The sequence below is a fragment of the Thalassospira sp. CH_XMU1458 genome (assembly GCF_037027205.1).
GTDB classification, from domain to species: Bacteria; Pseudomonadota; Alphaproteobacteria; order Rhodospirillales; family Thalassospiraceae; genus Thalassospira; species Thalassospira tepidiphila.
Genome location: NZ_JAYMDW010000003.1, coordinates 1 through 21,014, shown reverse-complemented (window position 1 = coordinate 21,014; position 21,014 = coordinate 1). Strand labels below are relative to the sequence as shown.

15 protein-coding genes are annotated in these 21,014 nt (G+C 55.5%); 8 read left to right on the top strand and 7 right to left on the bottom strand.

Annotation, left to right across the window (positions count from 1 at the left end; genetic code table 11):
* The first annotated feature begins 63 nt into the window (after positions 1-63).
* Positions 64-2,070, top strand: a complete 2,007-nt coding sequence (locus WBY09_RS14135; protein ID WP_336233065.1) for a CocE/NonD family hydrolase — start codon at positions 64-66, stop codon at positions 2,068-2,070.
* 81 nt (positions 2,071-2,151) lie between these two features.
* On the opposite strand, the gene WBY09_RS14130 is transcribed toward WBY09_RS14135, so the two are convergent.
* The 4 genes from WBY09_RS14130 to WBY09_RS14115 all read right to left on the bottom strand — a co-directional run bounded on the left by WBY09_RS14130 (position 2,152) and on the right by WBY09_RS14115 (position 7,660).
* Positions 2,152-3,975, bottom strand: coding sequence for an autotransporter outer membrane beta-barrel domain-containing protein (locus tag WBY09_RS14130; RefSeq protein WP_197146537.1), 1,824 nt, complete (start codon positions 3,973-3,975; stop codon positions 2,152-2,154).
* A 214-nt stretch (positions 3,976-4,189) separates the two neighbouring features.
* The gene (locus WBY09_RS14125) at positions 4,190-5,134 is read right to left on the bottom strand and encodes an alpha/beta hydrolase (protein WP_336233064.1); all 945 of its coding nucleotides are present in this window, start codon (positions 5,132-5,134) and stop codon (positions 4,190-4,192) included.
* 127 nt (positions 5,135-5,261) lie between these two features.
* Positions 5,262-6,713 (bottom strand): carnitine 3-dehydrogenase, encoded by a 1,452-nt coding sequence (locus WBY09_RS14120; RefSeq protein WP_197146536.1) that lies wholly within the window; start codon positions 6,711-6,713, stop codon positions 5,262-5,264.
* Entirely contained in the window at positions 6,713-7,660 is a 948-nt protein-coding gene (locus WBY09_RS14115) for a 3-keto-5-aminohexanoate cleavage protein (protein ID WP_252724030.1), read from the bottom strand. The genes WBY09_RS14120 and WBY09_RS14115 overlap by 1 nt, the downstream gene beginning before the upstream one ends.
* A 13-nt stretch (positions 7,661-7,673) precedes the next feature.
* Here WBY09_RS14115 and WBY09_RS14110 point away from each other — a divergent pair, with 13 nt between their 5' ends.
* A complete protein-coding gene (locus WBY09_RS14110; protein ID WP_197146535.1) occupies positions 7,674-8,711 on the top strand; it encodes a GlxA family transcriptional regulator in 1,038 nt (345 codons plus the stop codon).
* A 9-nt stretch (positions 8,712-8,720) separates the two neighbouring features.
* On the opposite strand, the gene WBY09_RS14105 is transcribed toward WBY09_RS14110, so the two are convergent.
* Positions 8,721-9,653, bottom strand: coding sequence for an L-lactate dehydrogenase (locus WBY09_RS14105; RefSeq protein ID WP_197146534.1), 933 nt, complete (start codon positions 9,651-9,653; stop codon positions 8,721-8,723).
* Positions 9,654-10,311: 658 nt separating this feature from the next.
* Between WBY09_RS14105 and WBY09_RS14100 the strand changes: the two genes are divergently transcribed.
* Positions 10,312-11,583: an aromatic ring-hydroxylating oxygenase subunit alpha gene (locus WBY09_RS14100; protein ID WP_197146533.1), complete on the top strand. Its 1,272-nt coding sequence runs from the start codon at positions 10,312-10,314 to the stop codon at positions 11,581-11,583.
* Positions 11,580-12,713, top strand: a complete 1,134-nt coding sequence (locus WBY09_RS14095; RefSeq protein ID WP_197146532.1) for a hybrid-cluster NAD(P)-dependent oxidoreductase — start codon at positions 11,580-11,582, stop codon at positions 12,711-12,713. The genes WBY09_RS14100 and WBY09_RS14095 overlap by 4 nt, the downstream gene beginning before the upstream one ends.
* Positions 12,714-12,786: 73 nt before the next feature.
* On the opposite strand, the gene WBY09_RS14090 is transcribed toward WBY09_RS14095, so the two are convergent.
* Entirely contained in the window at positions 12,787-13,836 is a 1,050-nt protein-coding gene (locus WBY09_RS14090; RefSeq protein ID WP_063089291.1) for a GlxA family transcriptional regulator, read from the bottom strand.
* A 417-nt stretch (positions 13,837-14,253) separates the two neighbouring features.
* On the opposite strand from WBY09_RS14090, the gene WBY09_RS14085 reads away from it, so the two are divergent.
* From WBY09_RS14085 to WBY09_RS14070, 4 genes are all read left to right on the top strand, one after another.
* Complete coding sequence (locus WBY09_RS14085; protein ID WP_197147624.1) at positions 14,254-15,003, top strand: electron transfer flavoprotein subunit beta/FixA family protein; 750 nt, start codon at positions 14,254-14,256, stop codon at positions 15,001-15,003.
* A 20-nt stretch (positions 15,004-15,023) separates the two neighbouring features.
* The gene (locus WBY09_RS14080) at positions 15,024-15,959 is read left to right on the top strand and encodes an electron transfer flavoprotein subunit alpha/FixB family protein (RefSeq protein ID WP_197146531.1); all 936 of its coding nucleotides are present in this window, start codon (positions 15,024-15,026) and stop codon (positions 15,957-15,959) included.
* 35 nt (positions 15,960-15,994) lie between these two features.
* Positions 15,995-16,852, top strand: coding sequence for a formyltetrahydrofolate deformylase (purU, locus tag WBY09_RS14075; protein ID WP_008889668.1), 858 nt, complete (start codon positions 15,995-15,997; stop codon positions 16,850-16,852).
* 94 nt (positions 16,853-16,946) lie between these two features.
* A complete protein-coding gene (locus WBY09_RS14070) occupies positions 16,947-19,508 on the top strand; it encodes a GcvT family protein (RefSeq protein ID WP_197146530.1) in 2,562 nt (853 codons plus the stop codon).
* Positions 19,509-19,583: 75 nt separating this feature from the next.
* Here the strand turns inward: WBY09_RS14070 and WBY09_RS14065 are convergent, their stop codons facing one another.
* Positions 19,584-20,561: an MBL fold metallo-hydrolase gene (locus tag WBY09_RS14065; RefSeq protein WP_197146529.1), complete on the bottom strand. Its 978-nt coding sequence runs from the start codon at positions 20,559-20,561 to the stop codon at positions 19,584-19,586.
* Positions 20,562-21,014 lie beyond the last annotated feature (453 nt).

Sequence of the window (21,014 nt, the reverse complement as noted above, 5' to 3'; positions counted from 1 at the left end):
CGGATCATGGGCCGCCTTTTTGAGTAAGCCCCACATAACCACTCCAAAGGACCACGCCCCAATATGTCCGACCGAAATTTCACCGTTATTGAAAACACCTTTATCACCATCGCAGACGGCACCCGATTGGCTGCCCGCATGTGGATGCCCGAAAATGCTGAAAACGACCCGGTTCCGGCGGTGTTTGAATTTCTGCCCTATCGCAAGGGCGATGGGACCTGTGCACGTGATGAGTCGACCTATCCCGAATTTGCCAAGGCCGGCATTGCCGGCGTGCGGATTGATATTCGCGGATCGGGTGAATCAGACGGTGTGATTGACGGAGAATATACCGAACTTGAACTGGCCAATGCGTGTGAGCTGATTGCATGGATTGCAGATCAGCCGTGGTGTAACGGATCGGTCGGTATGATGGGGATTTCCTGGGGCGGATTTAACTGCCTGCAGGTTGCTGCTCTTAATCCGCCTGCGCTCAAGGCGGTGATTTCCATCGCATCAACGGTCGACCGCTATAACGACGATATTCATTACAAAAATGGCTGTCATTTGGGTGCACAACTGTCATGGGCCGGCACAATGCTCGCCTATCAGTCACGCTCACCTGACCCGGCATTGGTGGGTGATGACTGGCGGGCAATGTGGCTGCACCGCCTGAAGGAAGAACCGTTCTTTTTGGAAGAATGGCTTCAACACCAGACCCGCGATGAATTCTGGAAGCATGCCTCGATCTGCGAGGATTTTGATGCCGTCAAAATCCCGTCGATGGTTCTGGCCGGATGGGCTGATGGCTATCGCAACACGCCAATGCGCGCGATTGAAGGCATGCCCGATCGCGCGAAGGCCCTGATCGGCCCGTGGGTACATAAATACCCGCATTTCGCCTGGCCAAAGCCGCGTGCCGACTTCACGGGCGAAGCCATCAAATGGTGGAACAAGTGGCTGCGGGGTGATGATAACGGCATCGACGAGCTGCCGCAGATGCGCGCCTATATCCTTGATGGCCCCAAACCGGCCCCGCACCGCGATTTTGATCCGGGCTTCTGGATCGCCAAGGACACATGGACGCAGCCCGAAACCAAGACCGTCTATGTCAATGACGGCAGGCTCGCCTTCGAGGCAGGTGACGAAAGTGCCCCTGCTGCAGACATCTATTTGAAATCACCACTCGATACCGGAACCGCATCGGGCGAATATTTCACGCTGAAACCCGATGCCGAAATGGCCATTGATCAGCGTCCGGATGACGCCGGATCACTGGTCTTTGAAACCGCACCGCTAGAGGCCGAGATTGACCTTCTGGGCCGTCCGGTTTTGCGTCTTGATGTCGAATGCGATGCAGACTGGTCGAACCTGTGCGCACGTCTGGTCGATGTGCATCCTGATGGTACGGCAACCCGCGTATCGTTCGGGGTTCTGAACCTTGCCCATCGTGATCTTGAAGCCAATTATAACGATCCCAAACCGATGCCGCGCGGTCAGAAAGTCACCGTCACGCTTGTGCTTGATGCCTGCGGCTATCGTCTCAAGCTGGGTCACCGCATGCGGCTTGCACTGTCGACATCCTATTGGCCGATGATCCTGCCAGCACCCTTTGACGCGGGACTGACTGTATCACCATCTTCTATTGCTTTTGATCTGCCGTTGCTCGGCGCGCACGAGAAGATTGAGGTCAAGGAACCGGACAATCCCGATCCGCTGCCGAAATATATCGAACACAAACCGGGCCGGACAGAACGGAGTGTTCAACGCAATCTGACGCATAACGAAACCCGCTATCGCATCTATGAAGATACCGGTCTTCATGAACATCCTGATTCGCGCCTGTCGACCCGACAAGTGCGCAGCGAAACCTGGACGATCAATCCGCTTGATCCGACTTCGGTTAAGGGTGAAGCGGCCTGGACCTGTGATCTGGAACGTGATGACTGGTCGGTGCGAACTGATTGCCACGCGGAACTGACATGTGACCGCGACAATTGGTATCTGTCGGCCTGGGTGATTGGCTATGAGGGCAGTGAACAGGTTTTTGAAAAGACTTGGGAAAAGACCATTCCCCGAAACTTCATGTAACCATCTGCACGAAAAAGGGCCGGTTATCCGGCCCTTTTCTTATAATTGGTCGATCATGGTGCGAACAGCATCGCGCAAAACTCAGAACTTCAGATCAAGCGTGATCAGAATATCAGCGCTGCGTGTGGCCGGATCGCCGGAGAAATCCAGTTTGCTGGAAAATCTTTCATCAAGGTCGGTCAGCGTTGCGCCAGCGGATATTTCAGGTGTCCCGCTATCAGACAGGCTGGTACCGACATAAGGCGACGCCGTTCCGGCAAAGCTTCCGTCCCGACCGCTAAACGAAATGCCATAAGCAACCAAACCGCTCAGCGTATATTCGCTGTAGTCATCACGCCCGACCACGCGGGAGCCCTCGACTGCCCCCGACAGACCTGTCCCGACCGAGGCAAACCGCACACCACCGCCAAGGTCAAAGGCCCCAGCATCGCCGTTGGTCTGGTCGGTAAAATCGTGAATATAGCCCGCTTTCACATATGGGGTCAGAGATGTCTCGCTTATCTGGAAAGAATAAGCCAGCTCGGCATTCGGCTTTAACTGAACGGTATTAACTGCGGATTCCTCGACCCGGTTGCCGTCACTTTCGGTGTAGGCAGCAAGCGTATTTCGCGACGTCAACGCACCAAGCCCACCTGTCACGCGGAGCGGGCTATCTGCGATCGGCTGGAAAGTTTGGCGGACATCGACCTGCATATACCAGCTCTGGCTGTCAGTATTGCCTGTCACGCTTGTATTGCGGCTCTTGGTCACATCGCCAAACGCATAGCCCGCGATGGCAGAGAAGATTAGATTATCGGATGGCGTGTAGATGACATAGGGGGAAAGGCTCCAGGTATCCTCGTCATACGTGCCGGTTTCAAAGGTCGTCGTAATATCTGTCTGGGCATAGCCAACAGACAGACCAGCTACGAGTGCGGGCGACAACCGGTAGTCTGCACCAAGATTATATCCCCAGACGCTGCCATCGAACCGATTGTCTTCGTTTGTTTTGTTGCGTGTGTTCTCGACATCGGTAAAGGACCCGTGACCCCAAAGCGTAATCGGACTTTCGCCTGATATGAAAGTGCGTTGTCCAATTCCATCCGTCGGTGTATCCGATGTTTCTGCTGCAGACAGAACGCGCGACGTATCAAAGGATGCAAGCATCGCCAGTCCGCGTACGGTTGTTCCGTTAGTGCGCGTTTTCTTTTCCATCGGATCATCGAACAAGCTCGAAGAAGCAAAGCCGAATTGCTGTGTCGACGGGGCATTGGCTGGCACCGTTCCAACGGATGGGCCAGCTGCCACATTTGCCACGCGCGACCCAAAATTCTGTCCGATGATCACGGATTGAGACCGCGTCACTGAACCCTGAACCGCGCGCCGGGCCGCGGCCGAGCTCTCCGAGGACGCCGCGTCAGTAGTCGTGATTGTGACCGATCCGCTATTGTAGGTGAAATTGTTTCCAAAGCCGCCGGCGAGGGTATAGGAGAGGGTCATTCGGATCGTCGACCCGTTTTCACCGTCAATTAAAACCGTCGCCGTTTCGGTGCCGTCTGCTGACCGGTTGCTAGAGCAGTTGGCACCTGCTGCGGCGGTAAAGCTCCCCATGGAACAGCCTTTATGCGCCGTATCACTATGCGCTGCACCTGTACCGATTCGGAACTGTTCTGGACCGCCGATCTGATTGAAGAAGACGATATCGAATTGGGCGCTGCTGGGTGAAATCGTATTTGCTGTCAGGGTGCAGGTGCCCGCACTGTGATCGTATTGCAGAGTGTTCGGCTGAGAGGGATTAAACCCCGCCACCGAACAGGTGATTGTCGTCGTTGCCGCAAATCCGTCACGCCAATCACCGATCATAACGCTGCAAAAGACGGTCATCGCCAAAAGCAGCGATGATTGCAGTTTCGCAAATTTGATCATGCAGGTCCCCCCGAACCATTACGCACCCAAACTGCTTAATCGCAGACAAAACTGAGTTGCATAAGAATCTTATAAACTCAAAGTTTTATTGGGATCAACATCTTATCGGTCATAACGAACGACGCGCGGTTCCCGCACGCGCAAACTGTCCGCCCTGTATCGCTTCTTTTTGATCGGGTATGCATCTTCGGCCCAAGATGGTGTAATCGGCCTGTTAGGGGGTTTCCAGCATGTCCGAAATGGCTTTGCACAGATGCCCGAATGCTGCTTTCGCCCCCGGGCTCATATGCCTGGCCCGCAGCCAGCCATGGATCATTTGCGGCTCTTCACGGTATTGAACGGAAATGCCCGCACGGGCAAGGCGGGCGGTATATTCGCGCCCATCATCGCGCAGCGGATCAAAATAGGCCGCCGTGATAAAGGTTGGTGGAAGCCCACGCAGATCATCAACAGAAAGCGCATGGGCAAACGGATCATCCATCGGTGCCTTCAGCACATCACGATAGTAAATCACGTCATCGGTGCTTAAGCCCGGCGCATTGGCCATCTGGCCATAGCTTGGCCAGTTCAAGTCACCGCCAAGGGCCGGATAGATCAATGCCTGCCCCAAGACGCGGTTACCAAAGCCTTCTTCACGGGCCCGAACCGCGATCCCGGCGGCCAGCATGCCACCCGCACTGTCGCCCACCAGCACAATCTTCTTGCCCGATGCCAGGATGCTTTGGGTCACCCGATGGCAATCTTCGTGCTGGGCGGGCCAGATATGTTCCGGCGCAAGACGGTAATCAATTGCGATCAGTTCGGCTTTTGCCGCCTCGGATATTTCCGCACAAATCGCATCGTGGCTGTCGCGCGAACCAACTACAAAGCCACCGCCATGCATATAGACGATCTTGTGGTTTGATGTGCAATCGGCCGGGCGGTAATGGCGCACCGGTATATCGGCAATCACGTCATCTTCGACCTGCATGCCTTCGGGATGCGGAAAGGCAAATTCAGCACAGAGCGCATCGTACCAGCTGCGTTGCTGTTCGATTGATGCCGCCACCGCGTCGGGCGGATAGAACCCGTCGCATTTGGCGATAAAGGCACGAATGCCTTCTTCCTCTGGCATCGGGTCATAGGTCACTTCGGGGGAAACCTGATCGGAATTGGCCATCAACGGATCCTTGGTCAAAGACGTGATAGATCAACCTAACGCGGATGCCCCCGCAGTTAAAGACTGCAGGGGCATCACACAGCGTTATTGTGAACTGGTTCCACGCAAAACGGATCGTACGTTTAGACTAACCGATTGCACGACCAAGCTGATCTGGCTTGGGCAGGCTTGCATGACGTTTTGCCATTTCTGCCAAATTGGTTGCCACCACGCCACCAGGCTCGGATGTGCGACGGGTTTTAAGGTCCACATGCAACAACATGGTCTCAATCGTTGCCGCAACCGCACCCTCATCATTGAGCAGGCGATGGAAAAGATGAAGTTTCTTGCCTTCGCCCTTGATCAGTTGGGTGGTCACACGGATATGGTCGCCTGCACTGATTTCGTGCAGGTAGCAGACATGGGTTTCAACCGTGAAATAGCTGCCCCCACTGGCAATATAATTTGCATCCGCCCCGACCAATTCCATGAAGCGGTCGCTTGCCTGTGAACTGACCTCAACATAATGGGCTTCGTTCATATGCCCGTTATAATCCGTCCAGCTTTGCGGGATCTGGCGATCACCGGTTACCGGAAGATCGTTGATCGGCATCGGTTCGGGAAGCGACGCTTCGTGATCATTGATCGTGCCGCCGGCACCACTGCCCGATTTCTTAAGCGCACGCATCATGCCAACAAGGTTGTCATCGCGCAGGCGTTCAAGGTCACGGATGCTCATATGACCGGACTGATCATCTGATTGCTGCGCAATACGCGCGGTCAATTCCGGGGTCAGTTCCGGCACATCCATCAGTTTCGTCCACGGCCATTTAAGGGCCGGTCCAAACTGCCCGATGAAATGTTCCATCCCGGCCTCGCCCCCCGCAATGCGATAGGTTTCAAACAAGCCCATCTGGGCCCAGCGAAGGCCAAAGCCATACCGGATGGCGTCATCAATTTCCTCGGTCGTCGCGACCTCGTCATGAACAAGCCACAGCCCTTCGCGCCAGACAGCCTCAAGCAAACGGTCGGCAATATGCGCATCAATTTCCTTGCGCACGACAAGTGGCTTCAGCCCGACAGAGCGCAACACGTCACAGCCGGCTTCAAGCGTCGCAGCGTCGGTCGCGGCAGACGGCACGACTTCGATCAAGGGCAGCAAATAAACCGGGTTGAATGGATGCGCGACAACGATCTGTTCGGGTTTGATTGATCCTTGCTGCAACTCGCTTGGCTTAAAGCCCGACGTCGATGACCCGATCAGGCAATCCGACGGGGCATGGGCCTGAATTTGTGCAAGGATCTTGTGCTTAAGCGCAAGTTGCTCCGGCACGCTTTCCTGAATCCATTCCGCCCCAGACACGGCCTTTGCCATATCGTCATGGAAGGTCAGTTTGCCCTCGTCTGGCAAGGAGCGATCATAAAGTGCGGGCAAGCTTCGGCGTGCGTTTGCCAGAACTTCGTTGATCTTGCGTTCGGCCTGCGGATCCGGATCGAAAACCGCCACATCCCAGCCATTTAGCAAAAACCGCGCGACCCAGCCGCCACCAATGACACCACCGCCAATGATGGCGGCCTTTTTGTTTGAGCTCGTGGACATTAGCGTGGCTCCCGCTTGGTCAGGCCAAGCTTCTTGCGGACCGCATCCGGGCCAATCACGGTGGCACCCATGCCCTCAACAATACCAACCGCGCGTTCAACCAGCTGGGCATTGGTGGCAAGCACCCCTTTCGACAGGTAGATATTGTCTTCCAGACCTACCCGAACATTGCCCCCGGCCAGAACCGATGCCGCAACATAGGGCATCTGATCGCGCCCGATGGAAAAGGCCGACCAATTCCAGTCGGACGGTACATTATTCACCATCGCCATAAAGGTATTAAGGTCATTTGGCGCACCCCACGGAATGCCCATGCAAAGCTGCACCAGCGCCGGGCTTTCAAGAATGCCTTCGGACACCAGTTGTTTGGCAAACCACAGATGGCCGGTATCAAACGCCTCGATCTCGGGCTTGACGCCAAGGTCGGTCATCATCTGTCCCATGGCGCGCAGCATGCCCGGCGTGTTGGTCATGACATAATCGGCCTCGGCAAAGTTCATGGTGCCGCAATCAAGGGTGCAAATCTCGGGCAGGCAATCAGCAATATGCGCCATCCGCTCGGACGCGCCGATCATATCGGTCGCGCCTTCATTGACCGGAAGCGGTGCCTCGGTCGAGCCAAAGACGATATCGCCACCCATGCCAGCGGTCAGGTTCAGAACAACATCGACATCGGCTGCCCGCACCCGTTCGGTCAGTTCGCGGTAATATTTCAAATCACGTGACGATGCCCCGGTTTCGGGATCACGCACATGGCAATGCACCACGGCCGCCCCGGCCTTGGCCGCGTCAATTGCGCTATTGGCGATCTGTTCGGGGGATCTTGGCACATGCGGGGATTTGTCCTGCGTGCCGCCTGAACCGGTCACGGCGGCGGTAATGAAGACTTCCTTGTTCATCGAAAGCGGCATGATGGCCTCACTGTTTTTGCAATCATTCTCTGCCATCAGGATATCTCGATTGCCGATATTGATTTTACATATTCCGTCATTTACTTTTCTGATCATGCCACACCCGCATCACCGATTTGTCTTTGTCCTGTTTGACGGTTTTTCCAATCTGGTTCTGGCCAGTGCGCTGGAACCGTTACGCGCGGCCGCAGGTCTTCCAAACGGGCTACAAATCAGCTGGGATATCTGCACGATCGATGGATCACCGGCGACCAGTTCCAGTGATCTTGTCATCACGCCGAAGGCAGCCCTCAATGCCATCCCTGACCCGACACATATCGATTATCTTGTGGTGATTTCGGGTTATGACATGCGGCATCATTTGTCGTCGCGCACCCGTGCCCGCCTGCAAAATGCTGCGCAACATGCGCGCACGGTGATTGGTGTCGATACCGCCGCCTGGTTGCTGGCATCGTGCAACATGTTGGCGGGAAAATCGGCAACCATCCATTGGCAGGAACTTGATCAGTTCCGTGAACAGTTCCCCGATGTCACCGTATTGACTGATCGCTTTGTCGAAGACGGCAAGATGATCACATCCGGGGGTGCTTCAACCGTCATGGAAATGATGCTGCACATCCTTGCGCGGCAATATGGGCCAGCGGTTGCCTTTGATGTCAGCAATCTGTTTGTCTATGACGCCCGCCATCAGAGGCACGGCGACCCCAATATATCAGCACGCGGCGCAGACCGATTGCACGGTCCGGGCGCGGATCATGTCCGGCGTGCGGTTGCCGAAATGATCGCCCATATCGAAACGCCGGTTGCGCTTAAATCCATTGCGACCCACGCCGGGTGTTCCCTGCGCAGTCTGGATCGCGCCTTTCAGGACAATTTGCAGATGGCACCGGGGAAGTATTATCAAATGCTGCGTCTTGGCCGGGCCCGTGATCTGGCACGATCCACCGACATGAAGCTTGCCGACATCGCGCTTCAAACCGGGTTCAAAAGCCACGCGGCACTCAGCCGGGCCTATGCGCAGGCCTTTGGCACGACATTACGCGCGATGCGCAGCAAACGTCGACCTGCTGCCGCCGTAGGCACATAACAGACCATGTTACAGCCGGATTGACTCAACACTGTCCTTCAAAAGCTGTGCACTTTTTTCAAGGCCGTCACGCTCTGCACTGACAAGCTCAGGCATCAGATCGGTCTCAATCCCTTGCGCCCCGACCACGCGGGGAATGGACAGGGCAACATCCTTGACCCCGACAATTTCGTGTGTCACACACGATACGGTCAGAACGTCATGCTGATCCTGTGCAATCGCCTTGATGATCCGCGCCAATCCGGCCCCGATCCCGTAATAGGTCGCCCCTTTGCCCTTGATGATTTTATAGGCCGCGTTGCGCACGCCATCATCAATGGTGGCACGCACATGCTCTGTAATCGGAGAACCAACTTGGGCAGCAATATCGGCCAGTGAAAGCGATCCCACCTTGGCGTTCGACCAGGCCAGAACTTCGCTGTCGCCATGTTCGCCAAGGACATAGGCATGAACCGATTGCGGCGAAATGCCCAGATGCCGCCCCAAAAGACTGCGGAAACGGGCAGTATCAAGGATCGTCCCCGAACCGATCACGCGGTTGGCAGGCAGCCCGGAAATCCGTTGCGTAATTTGGGTCATGATATCAACCGGGTTCGACGCAATCAGGAGAATTGCGTCAGGCGCCACAGCAAGAACATTGCCGACCACGTCCTTGAAAACGGCGGCGTTTCGTTCCAGCAAAGCCAGCCTGCTTTCACCGGGTTTCTGACTGACCCCGGCGGCAAGGATGATCACCGATGCCCCGGCAAGACCGACATAATCAGCCGCCTCGACAATTGTTGAGGATAGAAAGGGCACTGCGTGCGCAATGTCTTCGGCTTGGGCGACGGCCAGATCGTGGTTCTGATCAACCAGAACCACCGAACTTGCGAGTCCCATGACGGCAAGCGCATAGCCCGCCGAACTTCCGACCATTCCGGCCCCGACAATGCCGACTTTCATCACCCGAATCCCCAATTTTCACGGTCTGTTGTCATGATGATGCCATTGCGGTCGATTGACGTCAAAAAAAGCGAGGAAAACTGCTGTTGCACATTGAAATTTCTCCAGACAAAGGCCACCTAGCCGGTATCGTGTGCCCGACAAAGATAACTGCGTCGCAAAACTACTGCCCAATTGACTTATGCTTTCTCCCTTAGCGACCTCATTTAGAAATAGATTTTCTGATCGCTCACTCTTTACCGTGGGCGTGCCAAAGAGCAGGTTACCTGCCGGCGGAGTAGAGGGAGACTTTGGGTGCAACTGACGGCCCGCAAACCGGCACGTACATTGTACGTGAAACCATGTTCGTATTCGCTTTTGGGTGCGAATACCAATCGTGCCAACCACCATGGTTTTGCGGCAAACGGTTTCCTGCGTTCAGCACCATCACATTTTGTGCGGATGCAAAACTGTCAGTTACCTCGGCTATACCAACTTTCTCGCGCGCAGATAGCCACTGAAGACGTCCAGGAAATAAGCCCGAGGCCGGAAACAACCGGTTTCAATTGTCTGTACACCGACGAATGTGATCGGTGATATGCTTACGCCCTGATGCAAACGGCTAGCCATGCACAGGATTCCATCCAGATACCATTGAGAGAAGCCGAGGTATCCGACCATGCATTCTTCTGACATTCAAAAACTCGTCGCCCGCCGCCAGACATTCAAAAGCCTTGAAGCGCCGTTCTACAGCGATCAGGACATTCTGGATCTGGATATGGAAGCGATCTTTGGCCAGCACTGGATCTTTGTTGGCGTAGAGCCGGAACTGCCCGAGCCGGGCGATTGCATCACGGTTGAGATCGGCGGGGCCTCGATCCTGATCCTGCGTGGCGATGATATGGGCATTCGTGCCTTCCATAACGTTTGCCGTCACCGCGGTGCGAAACTGATCGACGAACGCCAAACCACAATTGGCAATATCGTCTGCCGTTATCATGGCTGGACCTACAACGAGGATGGCGACCTTATCCTTGCTGAGCACATGGGATCGGGCTTTGACAAATCCTGTCATGGTCTCAAATCGGTTCATGTGCGTTCCATTGCAGGCCTGATCTTTATCTGTCTTGCCAAGGATGCGCCTGCCGATATCGAGGAAATGGCCAAGGTCATGGAACCCTATCTTGCACCGCATGACATTGCCAATTGCAAGGTGGCCCACGTTTCCGAACTGATCGAGGAAGGAAACTGGAAGCTGACCATGGAAAACAACCGCGAGTGCTATCACTGCGAAGGCAACCATCCGCAGTTGACCGTGCCGCTGTCAGAATTCGGTTTCGGTTTCTCACCTGATGAACTTGATCAGCGCCGCTCCGAAGACGTTGCGAAATATACCCAGACCATCGCCAATGATCATGCCCGCTGGGAAGCATGCGGTCTGCCGTCTGCCGAACAGGATCAATTGTCGAGCGTGACTGGTTTCCGCACCATGCGCCTGCCGCTGATGCGTGAAGGGGAATCACACACCCTTGATACAAAATCGGCCTCCAAGAAACTGCTTGGCAATTTCACCGATGCCAAACTTGGCGGGCTCAGCTTCTGGACACATCCGAACTCATGGCACCACTTCATGGCTGATCATGTCGTGACCTTCTCTGTCCTGCCGCTGGCACCGAACAAAACGCTGGTCCGGACCACCTGGCTGGTTCACAAGGACGCGCATGAGAACGAGGATTACACGCTTGATAACCTCACCCATGTGTGGAACATGACCAACCAGCAGGATGCAGACCTTGTGCGTCTTGCCCAGATTGGCAGCGAACAACCTGCATACGAACCGGGCCCCTATTCCAAGTTTACCGAACCGCATGTCGAAGCATTCTGTGACTGGTATATCAAGCGTCTGGAAGATCACTTCGCAACGACCAAAGCCGGGATTGCCGCAGAATGACCGACAAGAATACCACCGACAGCAACAAGGGCGATCAGGCCCCGGTCGAAGAAATTCTGACCGAAGTTACCCGGGTCCCGCTTTGGGACCCGGAAAATGACGACGTCCTTGTTTGCCGTCAGGTGCGTCAGGAAACGCACGACGTAAAGACCTTTGTCTTTTCCGCACGTGAACCGCGCGCGTTTCGTTTCTACCCCGGCCAGTTCATGACGTTCGAACTGCCGGTCGATGGCATGATTACCCGTTGTTACACGATCTCGGCTTCGGCAGCGCGTCCATACCGTCTTGAAATTACGGTCAAACGGGTTCCGGGTGGCCCGGGGTCGAACTGGCTGCATGACAACATGCTTCCGGGCAAGGAAATCAACGTTTCCGGTCCGGGCGGCGAATTCACTACTGATGCCACGGGCGAAGAAAAGCTGTTGTTCATTTCGGCTGGCAGCGGCATCACACCGATGATGTCGATGACACGTACCGCCTGTGACCTGTCCGAACCGACCGACCTTCATTTCGTTCATGCGGCACGTACGCCGTCTGATCTGATTTTCCGTGACGAGCTTGCCCTGCTGGCTGCACAGAACCCGACCCTGAAGGTGGCACTGACGTGCGACAGCGCGTCTGCCAGCCATCAGTGGACCGGGTATACCGGCCGCCTGAGCCTGCCCATGCTGTCGCTGATGTCGCCCGACTTCAAGGATCGCAAGGTATTTTGCTGCGGCCCTGCCCGCTTCATGGAGGGTGTGCGTCACATGCTCGAAGAAGCTGGCTTCGACATGGGCAAGTACTACGAGGAAAGCTTTGATTTCGGCGCCGAAACTGCGGGCACGTTCGAAGAACACGCCTCCGTCGCACCAGAAATCAGCGAGCAAACCTTCCGCGTCAGCTTCAGCAAGACCGGCCACGTGGTTGAATGCAGCCCGGGTATGACCATTCTGTCGGCCGCCAAGGAAGCCGGCCTGATGCCGATGTCATCCTGTCAGCGTGGCATTTGCGGCACCTGCAAATCCAAACTGGTTTCCGGTGAAGTCGACATGAACCATGGTGGCGGTATCCGTCAGCGCGAAATTGATCAGGGCAAGATCCTGATTTGCTGCTCGACCCCGCTTTCCGATGTCGAGGTCGAGATGTGATATCTCTGCGATCTTAATCGCACCAATTCAAACGCCCTGCTTGCCATCACAGTAAGCAGGGCGTTTTCGTTTCTTATGCGCCGGCCTCAAGCTGCGGTGCGTCTTCGACCATCGCACTTGTGGCCAGTGAATCCGGGATCGGGCGACGCAGGGCCTGTGGTGTACAACCATAACGACGGCGGAACATCCGGCTAAGGTGCGAAGAATCACAAAAGCCGCAATCAACTGCTATCTGGGCGACAGACTTGTCGCTTTTTTCGATCAGGTGCTGGGCCAGATCAAGCCGGATATTAAGGAACGCCACCTGGGGCGATGTATCCAAAGCCATCCTGAAATGCCGTTCGATCTGGCGTTTGCTGTTGCCCATGCGACGCGCAATTTCCTGCACGGAAATCGGCATATCGATATTTTGCTGCATGATCAAAAGTGCGCGCTGCACGATCTGATCCTGCGTTTTCAAATCCAGTGGAATGCCCGGCTGTGGCTTTTCCGCCTGAAGCGCATCATCAATGATCATGATATGCAGGCTTTTGTTCGCCTGTGCTCGCCCGACATGCTTATCGACCAGATAGGCCGCCAGATGTGCTGAGCTAACCCCGCCAGAACAAGTCAACCGGTCACGGTCGACCACAAAAATCTGCTCGGTAACCGGATCAAGCCCTTCGAACTGCTCGACCACTTCGGAATGATGGAACCAACTTACACAGCAACGATACCCGTCAAGAAGCCCGGCCTCATGCAGCATAAAGACCCCGGTGCAAACACCGACAAGCGGCACCCCGGCTTCGGCCGCCTCATGCAGGAATTTCTGATAGGCGGGGCTCAGCTTTTCGGCGTCATCCATCAGCCCGCCAACAACCACGATATAATTGAACCGCCGTGGATCGCCCAAGCGTTCCTTGGGCTGCACCGCGATCCCGCTACTTGATGTGATCGGGTCCATCGTGTCCGACAAAACCGTCCATTTACACAGGATCGGACGACTGCGATCACCTTCGTCTGCTGCAAGGCGCAAAACATCGACAAAGTTGGCAAAGGCGCACAACGTAAAGCGTTTTGCGAGGATAAAACCGACGGTTAAACGCGGTGCAGTCTGGGCACGTGCTTCAGGCTTCTTGAGCATCGGTTCCTCCGATACAGACAAGGTTACCGGCTTTGTCGTAGCGGTAATCTCACTTTGACGCAAACATTCTATTTTTTGGCGCAAAAAGTCGCCAGATTACTTTTCATGATACCGAAGGGTATGTCGGCTAAGCAAGAGAAACACAGGGTCACGGCAGAATCAACAATCGGATTGCGATCAGGATGCCAAAATCGGCAAACAGTACATTCGCGCCCCGAAACGATCGCCAGAAACCTGTCAAAATTGCCCCGACCCCGGAAACTCGGCATCCAGAATTGCACCACGCTCAATATCGCCTCCGGTAGTGTCGCATCGCGTAACGCTTCCAGTCTTTGAAACTTAAATCGGGTTGCTGCAATAGGCACCCACCCCGGACCAAAAACTTGTTTGATCCGGATTTCGTCAGAGAGGGAAATGATGAAGGTTCTCGTACCGGTCAAACGGGTCGTCGACTACAACGTGAAAATCCGCGTCAAGGCGGACGGTTCCGGTGTCGACCTTGCCAATGTCAAAATGTCGATGAACCCCTTCGACGAGATCGCGGTTGAAGAAGCCATTCGCCTTAAGGAATCCGGTCAGGCTGACGAAATCGTCGCCGTTTCGATTGGTCCGGCACAGGCACAGGAAACCCTGCGCACCGCCCTTGCCATGGGTGCTGATCGCGCGATCCTGGTCACGGTTGATGGTCCGGTTGAGCCGCTTGACGTCGCAAAAATCCTCAAAGGTGTTGTGAACGCCGAGGAACCCGGCCTTGTCATTCTGGGCAAACAGGCGATTGACGACGATGCCAACCAGACCGGGCAGATGCTTTCGGCCCTGCTTGGCTGGTCACAGGCAACTTTCGCCTCCAAGCTGGAACTCTCAGCTGATCACGCCAAGGTAACCCGCGAGGTGGATGGCGGTCTTCAGGCCATCAGCGTCAGCCTGCCGGCAATTGTCACCGCCGACCTTCGCCTCAACGAGCCGCGCTATGCGTCGCTTCCCAATATCATGAAGGCAAAGAAAAAGCCGCTTGATAGCAAAACCGCCGCTGACTTTGGCGTTACCGTTGCCCCGCGTCTGCGCCTGATCCGGGTTGAAGAACCGGCAACGCGCAAGGCGGGCATCAAGGTTGCCGATGTTGCCGAACTCACCGACAAACTCAAGAATGAAGCTGGCGTCATCTGACCCAGGCGGAGATTGAAATCATGGCTATTCTTCTTTTTGCCGAACACGATAACGCCACCTTGTCCGAACAGACCGCAAAGGCCCTGAGTGCTGCAACCCAGATCGGCGGCGACATTGATATTCTCGTCGCGGGTGCTAGCGTTGGTGCCGTTGCCGAACAGGCATCCAAGCTTTCTGGTATTCGCAGTGTTCTGGTTGCCGATAGCGACGCACTGGCAAACCATCTTGCCGAAAATGCTGCTGACCTGATCGTCTCGCTTGCGGGTGACTATGACACCATCGTTGCCGCGGCTACGGCGAACGGCAAAAACATCCTGCCGCGCGTTGCTGCCCTGCTTGATGTCATGCAGGTGTCCGAGGTCATGGAAGTTGTCGACGCCGATACTTTCAAACGCCCGATATATGCCGGCAACGCCATCGAAGTGGTGCAAAGCACAGGCGCCAAGAAAGTGCTCACCATCCGCACCTCAAGCTTTGGCGCGGCCGAGGCCGGCGAAAGCACCGCCGAAATCAAGCCGGTTGATGCCGGAAGTGCAAATAGCGGCAAATCTTCCTTCCTTGAAAACATTCTGTCGGAAAATGATCGGCCGGAACTGGGTTCTGCCAAGATTATTGTTTCCGGTGGCCGTGCCCTTGGTTCGGAAGACAAGTTCAAATCCGTCATCACGCCACTGGCCGACAAACTTGGTGCTGCTGTTGGTGCATCGCGTGCGGCTGTCGATGCGGGCTATGCCCCTAATGACCTTCAGGTTGGTCAGACGGGTAAAGTCGTTGCACCCGACCTATATATCGCATGTGGTATTTCCGGTGCGATCCAGCATTTGGCGGGTATGAAAGATTCCAAGATCATCGTTGCCATTAATACCGATGAAGAAGCGCCGATCTTCCAGGTCGCAGATTACGGCATTGTCGGTGATCTGTTTGAAATCCTGCCGCAGCTGGAAAACCAGCTTTAACATTCAACACGAGACATCAAGACGGAACCAAACCAGTGAATGATACCTCTTATATCCTTCGTGTTGCCTGTGATGATCAGCCGGGCATCGTTGCGACCGTTACCTCTGCTCTGGCCACGCGCGGTGCCAATATCGCCGAGTCCAACCAGTTCTGGGACCGCCACACCAACAAGTTCTTCCTGCGTGTTGCGATCATCACACCGGCAGATATCGACAAGGAATCTGTTGCCCTGTCGCTGAACCCGGCGGTGGATCGTTTTAACCTGAAGCTCAAGATTGATGAAGTTGCACGCCGTCCGAGAATCATCATCATGGTTTCGAAATTTGACCATGCGATGCTGCACCTTCTTTACCAAATCAAGGTCGGCTGGCTCGACGCCGAAGTTGCGGCTATCGTTTCGAACCACGAAGATGCCCGCAAGGTCGCCGATCAGGAAGGCATTCCCTTCTACCACTGGCCGGTGAACAAGGAAAACAAGGCTGAACAGGAAGCCAAGCTTGCTGACCTGATCAAGGAAACCAAGTCTGAACTGGTGGTCCTTGCGCGCTACATGCAGGTCCTGACCAACGAGCTTTCCAGCCAGTTCTATGGCATGATCATCAACATTCACCACTCGTTCCTGCCAAGCTTCAAGGGGGCAAAGCCCTATCATCAGGCTTACGAGCGCGGGGTGAAACTGATCGGGGCGACCGCACACTATGTCACGCCGGATCTTGATGAAGGCCCGATCATTGAACAGGAAACCGAACGTGTGAACCACGCCATGTCCGCAGACGATTTCGTCGCGGCTGGCCGCGATATCGAATCCCGGGTTCTCGCCCGCGCCGTCAAATACCATCTTGAAGGCAGGGTGATGCTTAACGATCACCGAACGGTTGTCTTCACTTTGTAGTAAACTTCGCAAAGGGGCCGGCTTTGACCGGTCCCTGACGCGTTTTCGCCATGCCGAGCACTGACAAACATCTCGGAAAGAAGGATTGAGAGAAATGAGCGCATTTCCAAGCAAGGCCAAAGTCGTCATCGTCGGTCTCGGGGGTATTGTTGGTTCCTCGGTGGCGCATCACCTGATCGAAAATGGCTGGGATGATATTGTCGGCATCGACAAATCGGGCATTCCGACAGATATCGGCTCGACGGCACACGCATCCGACTTCTGCTATGCCACCAGCCATGATCAGCTGACCACCTGGACCACCATGTATTCCATGGATTTCTATGAAAAGATGGGCCATTACGCGCGCATCGGTGGTCTGGAAGTCGCACGTGTTGGTGATCACGAACGCATGGGCGAACTCAAACGCCGCGTTGACTCCGGCAAGGCATTTGGCACCAACGTCAAAATCATTTCGGCCGCTGAGGCCAAGGAAAAATTCCCGCTTCTCGAAGAAGACCAGATCATGGGTGCGATGTGGGACCCGGATGCCGGTCTTGTTATTCCGCGCTCCCAAACCGTTGCTGGCAAACTGATCGATCAGGGCGTTGCATCTGGCAAGCTCAAGATCTTCTCCAACACCTCGGCGCTTGAACTGATCACCGAAGATGGCCGCATCAAGGGTGTCGTCACCGAACGCGGCACGATCCATGCCGATTATGTTGTTGTCTGTGCGGGTCTCTGGGGCCGTCTGATCGCGGAAATGGCCGGCGAAGACCTTCCCGTCATGCCGGTTGATCATCCGCTGACCTTCTTCGGGCCGTACAACCAGTTCGAAGGCACCGGTGTTGAAATCGGTTATCCGTTGCTGCGTGACCAGGGCAACTCGGCCTATATGCGCGACACCGGCGACCCCAAAAGCACTGAGGGTGGCCAGATCGAATGGGGTTACTACTATGAGGAAAACCCGCGTCTGGTCCATCCGCGCGACATCCTTGAAAAGGATCAGGCACGTCTGTCCCCGTCGCAGCGCGACCTTGAGCTTGAAGACGTCATGGAACCGCTTGAACGCGCCATGGAACTGACCCCGATCCTGACCGAGCTTGGCTTTAACGAAAGCCACTCGTTCAACGGCCTGTTGCAGTCCTCGGCCGACGGCGGCCCATCGATGGGTGAAAGCCAGAACCTGCGTGGCCTTTGGTATGCGGTTGGCATCTGGATTAAAGACGGACCGGGCATGGGCAAACTGATTGCCGACTGGATGACCCATGGCCGCACGCACATCGACCACGCCTCGGTCGATTTCTCGCGCTTTAACAAGTTCCAGCTGAATGAACAGTATATCCACGACCGTTGCTATGAAACGGCAAAAAAGATCTACAACCCGCCGGTCCACCCGCGCGAGCCGTTCGCCAATGCCCGTGGTATTCGTCGTTCGCCGTTCTACGAGCGCGAAGTCGAACTTGGCGGTTACTTCATGGAACTGGGCGGCTGGGAACGTGCACATGGCTATGCCGCCAACGAGCACCTGCTTGAAAAATACGCCGATCGCGTGCCGGTCCGTGAACATGAATGGGACAACCGCCACTTCTGGCGCGTATCGAACGCAGAACAACTGGCCATGAGCGACGATTGCGGCATCATCAACCTGTCGCATTTCCACATGACCGACATTTCCGGCCCCGATCACGTCGAACTGATGGAATGGCTTTGTGCTGCGAAGATCGGTGGGGATGCCAATATCGGCAAGGGTATCTATACCCACATGCTTGATGACGAAGGCATGGTGCGTGCCGACTTCACCGTTTTCCGCATGGAAGACCGCTGCCGTCTCGTCAATGGTGCCGATGCTGGCCCGCGTGACCTGACCTATATGCGCCGCACCGCCCAGGATAAGGGTTGGGATGTCACGATCACCGATGTGACCGAAGATTTCACCACCATCGGCATCTGGGGTCCGAACGCGCGTGAAAACCTTAAAAAGGTTGTCGAAGACCCCGAGGCGCTCAATGTGGAAAACTTCCCGTTTGCCGCCATCCGTCAGATCAAGATTGCCGGCAAGACCGTCTCGGCCTTCCGCATTTCCTACGTCGGCGAACAGGGCTGGGAACTTCACATGCGTTATGAAGACGGCCTGGCTGTCTGGGATGCGTTGCGCGGCATTGGCGTTCTGGCCGTCGGTGTTGAAACCTATGCCAACTCACGCCGTCTGGAAAAGTCACTGCGCCTGCAGAACGCAGACCTGCACACCCAGTACAACCTGCTTGAAGCCGACCTTGCCCGCCCCAAGGTCAAGGAAGCCGACTTCCGCGGCAAGGCAAAGCATGTCGAATATCGCGAACGCGATCATCAACCGGCCATGCTCTGCACGCTGATCATGACCGATAACGTTGATGCCAGTGGTGTTGCCCGTTATCCGGTCGGGCGTCTGCCGGTAATGGATCCGGAAACTGGCAAAACCCTGATTGATGAATTGGGCCGTCGTTCCTTCACCACCTCGATCGCCTTTGGTCCAAGCATCGGCAAAAACATCGCCCTTGCCTACCTGCCATGGGACTATTGCCAAGAAGGTCGCAGACTCAACGTGTCTTATATGGACGAGATCTATCCGGTCGAAGTTTACGGCATCGGCTACAAACCGATCTACGATCCGGAAAACCTTAAGCCGCGCAGCTAAATCGCGTACGCGCCATACGAACAGAAAAGGGCGGGGAAATTCCCGCCCTTTTTTCATATTCGAACCGATCAAGGCTTAACAACCGGCTGAACAGACCCCGGCGCTGTCGAATTCCATGGTCTTGCCACTCAACGGAACATGGGCTGGAACACTCACTGCGTTGATAAAGGCCTCTGTCCGGGTGCCGGAACGCACATTACCGCCATCCGTTGCCCATTCATTGGCGTGCGATGGAATAACCGATGCCGGCATGATCAGGTTATTGATCACATAGGCGGCTTCTGTCGGGCCGGTGGTGTAGGTATCACCGATATTCATCACCACCAGCTTCGCACCGTAATGACCGCGCACCACAGCATCCTGTTCGGCCGTGATGCCGGTATCACCTGACAGATAGACGGACAACCCGTTCGAGAACGTCAGGACATAACCGGTCGGCGGCCCCGCATACGCCGTCACCCCGGAAGATTTAAGCATCTCGCCCAACGGCCCACCCAGGAAGTCTCCAGACACACCGTTGCTGTGCACCGCCGGAACCGTGGTGATGCTCACACCACCGACCATACGCGAAGCCCCGAAACGCACCAGAACGGACTTGTCCGGATCACCCCCGATACTTTCAAGTTTACGTCCCAGAATACCGGGCATTTCGCTACCGGTTACGATCAGCGCATCCTTGGCATGTGCAATCTGAACCGTGTTCGACACGGACCGGACATCAACCGGGAAGGATGGCTTGCCGCATTCCGTTGCATTCACCGCCTCGATATGACGGTCACCAAGGTGGTCCCCATGCATATGGCTAAGCAATACCGCATCAATCTCGCCCAATCGCGCGTCGTATGGCCCGGCCACCGTTCGACCGGTGTCGTAAAGAATACGGGTACCATCCGGATCTTCGAAAATCATCGCCCGGTCAAGCGGGCAGAACTCGCCATCAACCGCGCCAAGCGGGGTCACTTTAACAGTCTGGGCCTTCGCCGATGCACCGATGACCAATGCTGCGGTAATCAACCCCGCAGCAAATCCACCCCATTTTCCACGCGTCTTCATGATCTGTCCTCCACTGTTTCATCACATTGAGTTTTGATCCGCTGACTTTAATACGTGCAAATAGGGCATCGGATTTGCGCCCTGCACCCGACCGACACGATCCTAACATAATTCGCCTTGCAACCTGGCATTGTTCAGCGGAAGACGGTGGCGGCCCAAGACTGACTCTCCGGGCAATAAAAAACCCTGCCGCCGAAGGGGGCAGGGTTTTTTTATTGGTTGCGGGGGCAGGATTAGCGCTCGCTTTGCTCGCTCAGCTCCGGCCTATGGCCTACGCAAAGAACCTGCAAACAGGCATAGGCCTGTTTGCGATGTTCCAATCCATATGCACCCGATAATCGAACATTAAAAAAGCCCGCCACAAGGGCGAGCTTTATTAATGTTGGTTGCGGGGGCAGGATTTGAACCTGCGACCTTCAGGTTATGAGCCTGACGAGCTACCGGGCTGCTCCA

Bases quoted from the DNA above. Each gene is read 5' to 3' on its own strand.
- WBY09_RS14135 (WP_336233065.1), top strand. From the start codon at position 64: ATGTCCGACCGAAATTTCACCGTTATTGAAAACACCTTTATCACCATC.
- WBY09_RS14130 (WP_197146537.1), bottom strand. From the start codon at position 3,975: ATGATCAAATTTGCGAAACTGCAATCATCGCTGCTTTTGGCGATGACC.
- WBY09_RS14125 (WP_336233064.1), bottom strand. From the start codon at position 5,134: ATGGCCAATTCCGATCAGGTTTCCCCCGAAGTGACCTATGACCCGATG.
- WBY09_RS14120 (WP_197146536.1), bottom strand. From the start codon at position 6,713: ATGTCCACGAGCTCAAACAAAAAGGCCGCCATCATTGGCGGTGGTGTC.
- WBY09_RS14115 (WP_252724030.1), bottom strand. From the start codon at position 7,660: ATGGCAGAGAATGATTGCAAAAACAGTGAGGCCATCATGCCGCTTTCG.
- WBY09_RS14105 (WP_197146534.1), bottom strand. From the start codon at position 9,653: ATGAAAGTCGGCATTGTCGGGGCCGGAATGGTCGGAAGTTCGGCGGGC.
- WBY09_RS14100 (WP_197146533.1), top strand. From the start codon at position 10,312: ATGCATTCTTCTGACATTCAAAAACTCGTCGCCCGCCGCCAGACATTC.
- WBY09_RS14095 (WP_197146532.1), top strand. From the start codon at position 11,580: ATGACCGACAAGAATACCACCGACAGCAACAAGGGCGATCAGGCCCCG.
- WBY09_RS14090 (WP_063089291.1), bottom strand. From the start codon at position 13,836: ATGCTCAAGAAGCCTGAAGCACGTGCCCAGACTGCACCGCGTTTAACC.
- WBY09_RS14085 (WP_197147624.1), top strand. From the start codon at position 14,254: ATGAAGGTTCTCGTACCGGTCAAACGGGTCGTCGACTACAACGTGAAA.
- WBY09_RS14080 (WP_197146531.1), top strand. From the start codon at position 15,024: ATGGCTATTCTTCTTTTTGCCGAACACGATAACGCCACCTTGTCCGAA.
- WBY09_RS14070 (WP_197146530.1), top strand. From the start codon at position 16,947: ATGAGCGCATTTCCAAGCAAGGCCAAAGTCGTCATCGTCGGTCTCGGG.
- WBY09_RS14065 (WP_197146529.1), bottom strand. From the start codon at position 20,561: ATGAAGACGCGTGGAAAATGGGGTGGATTTGCTGCGGGGTTGATTACC.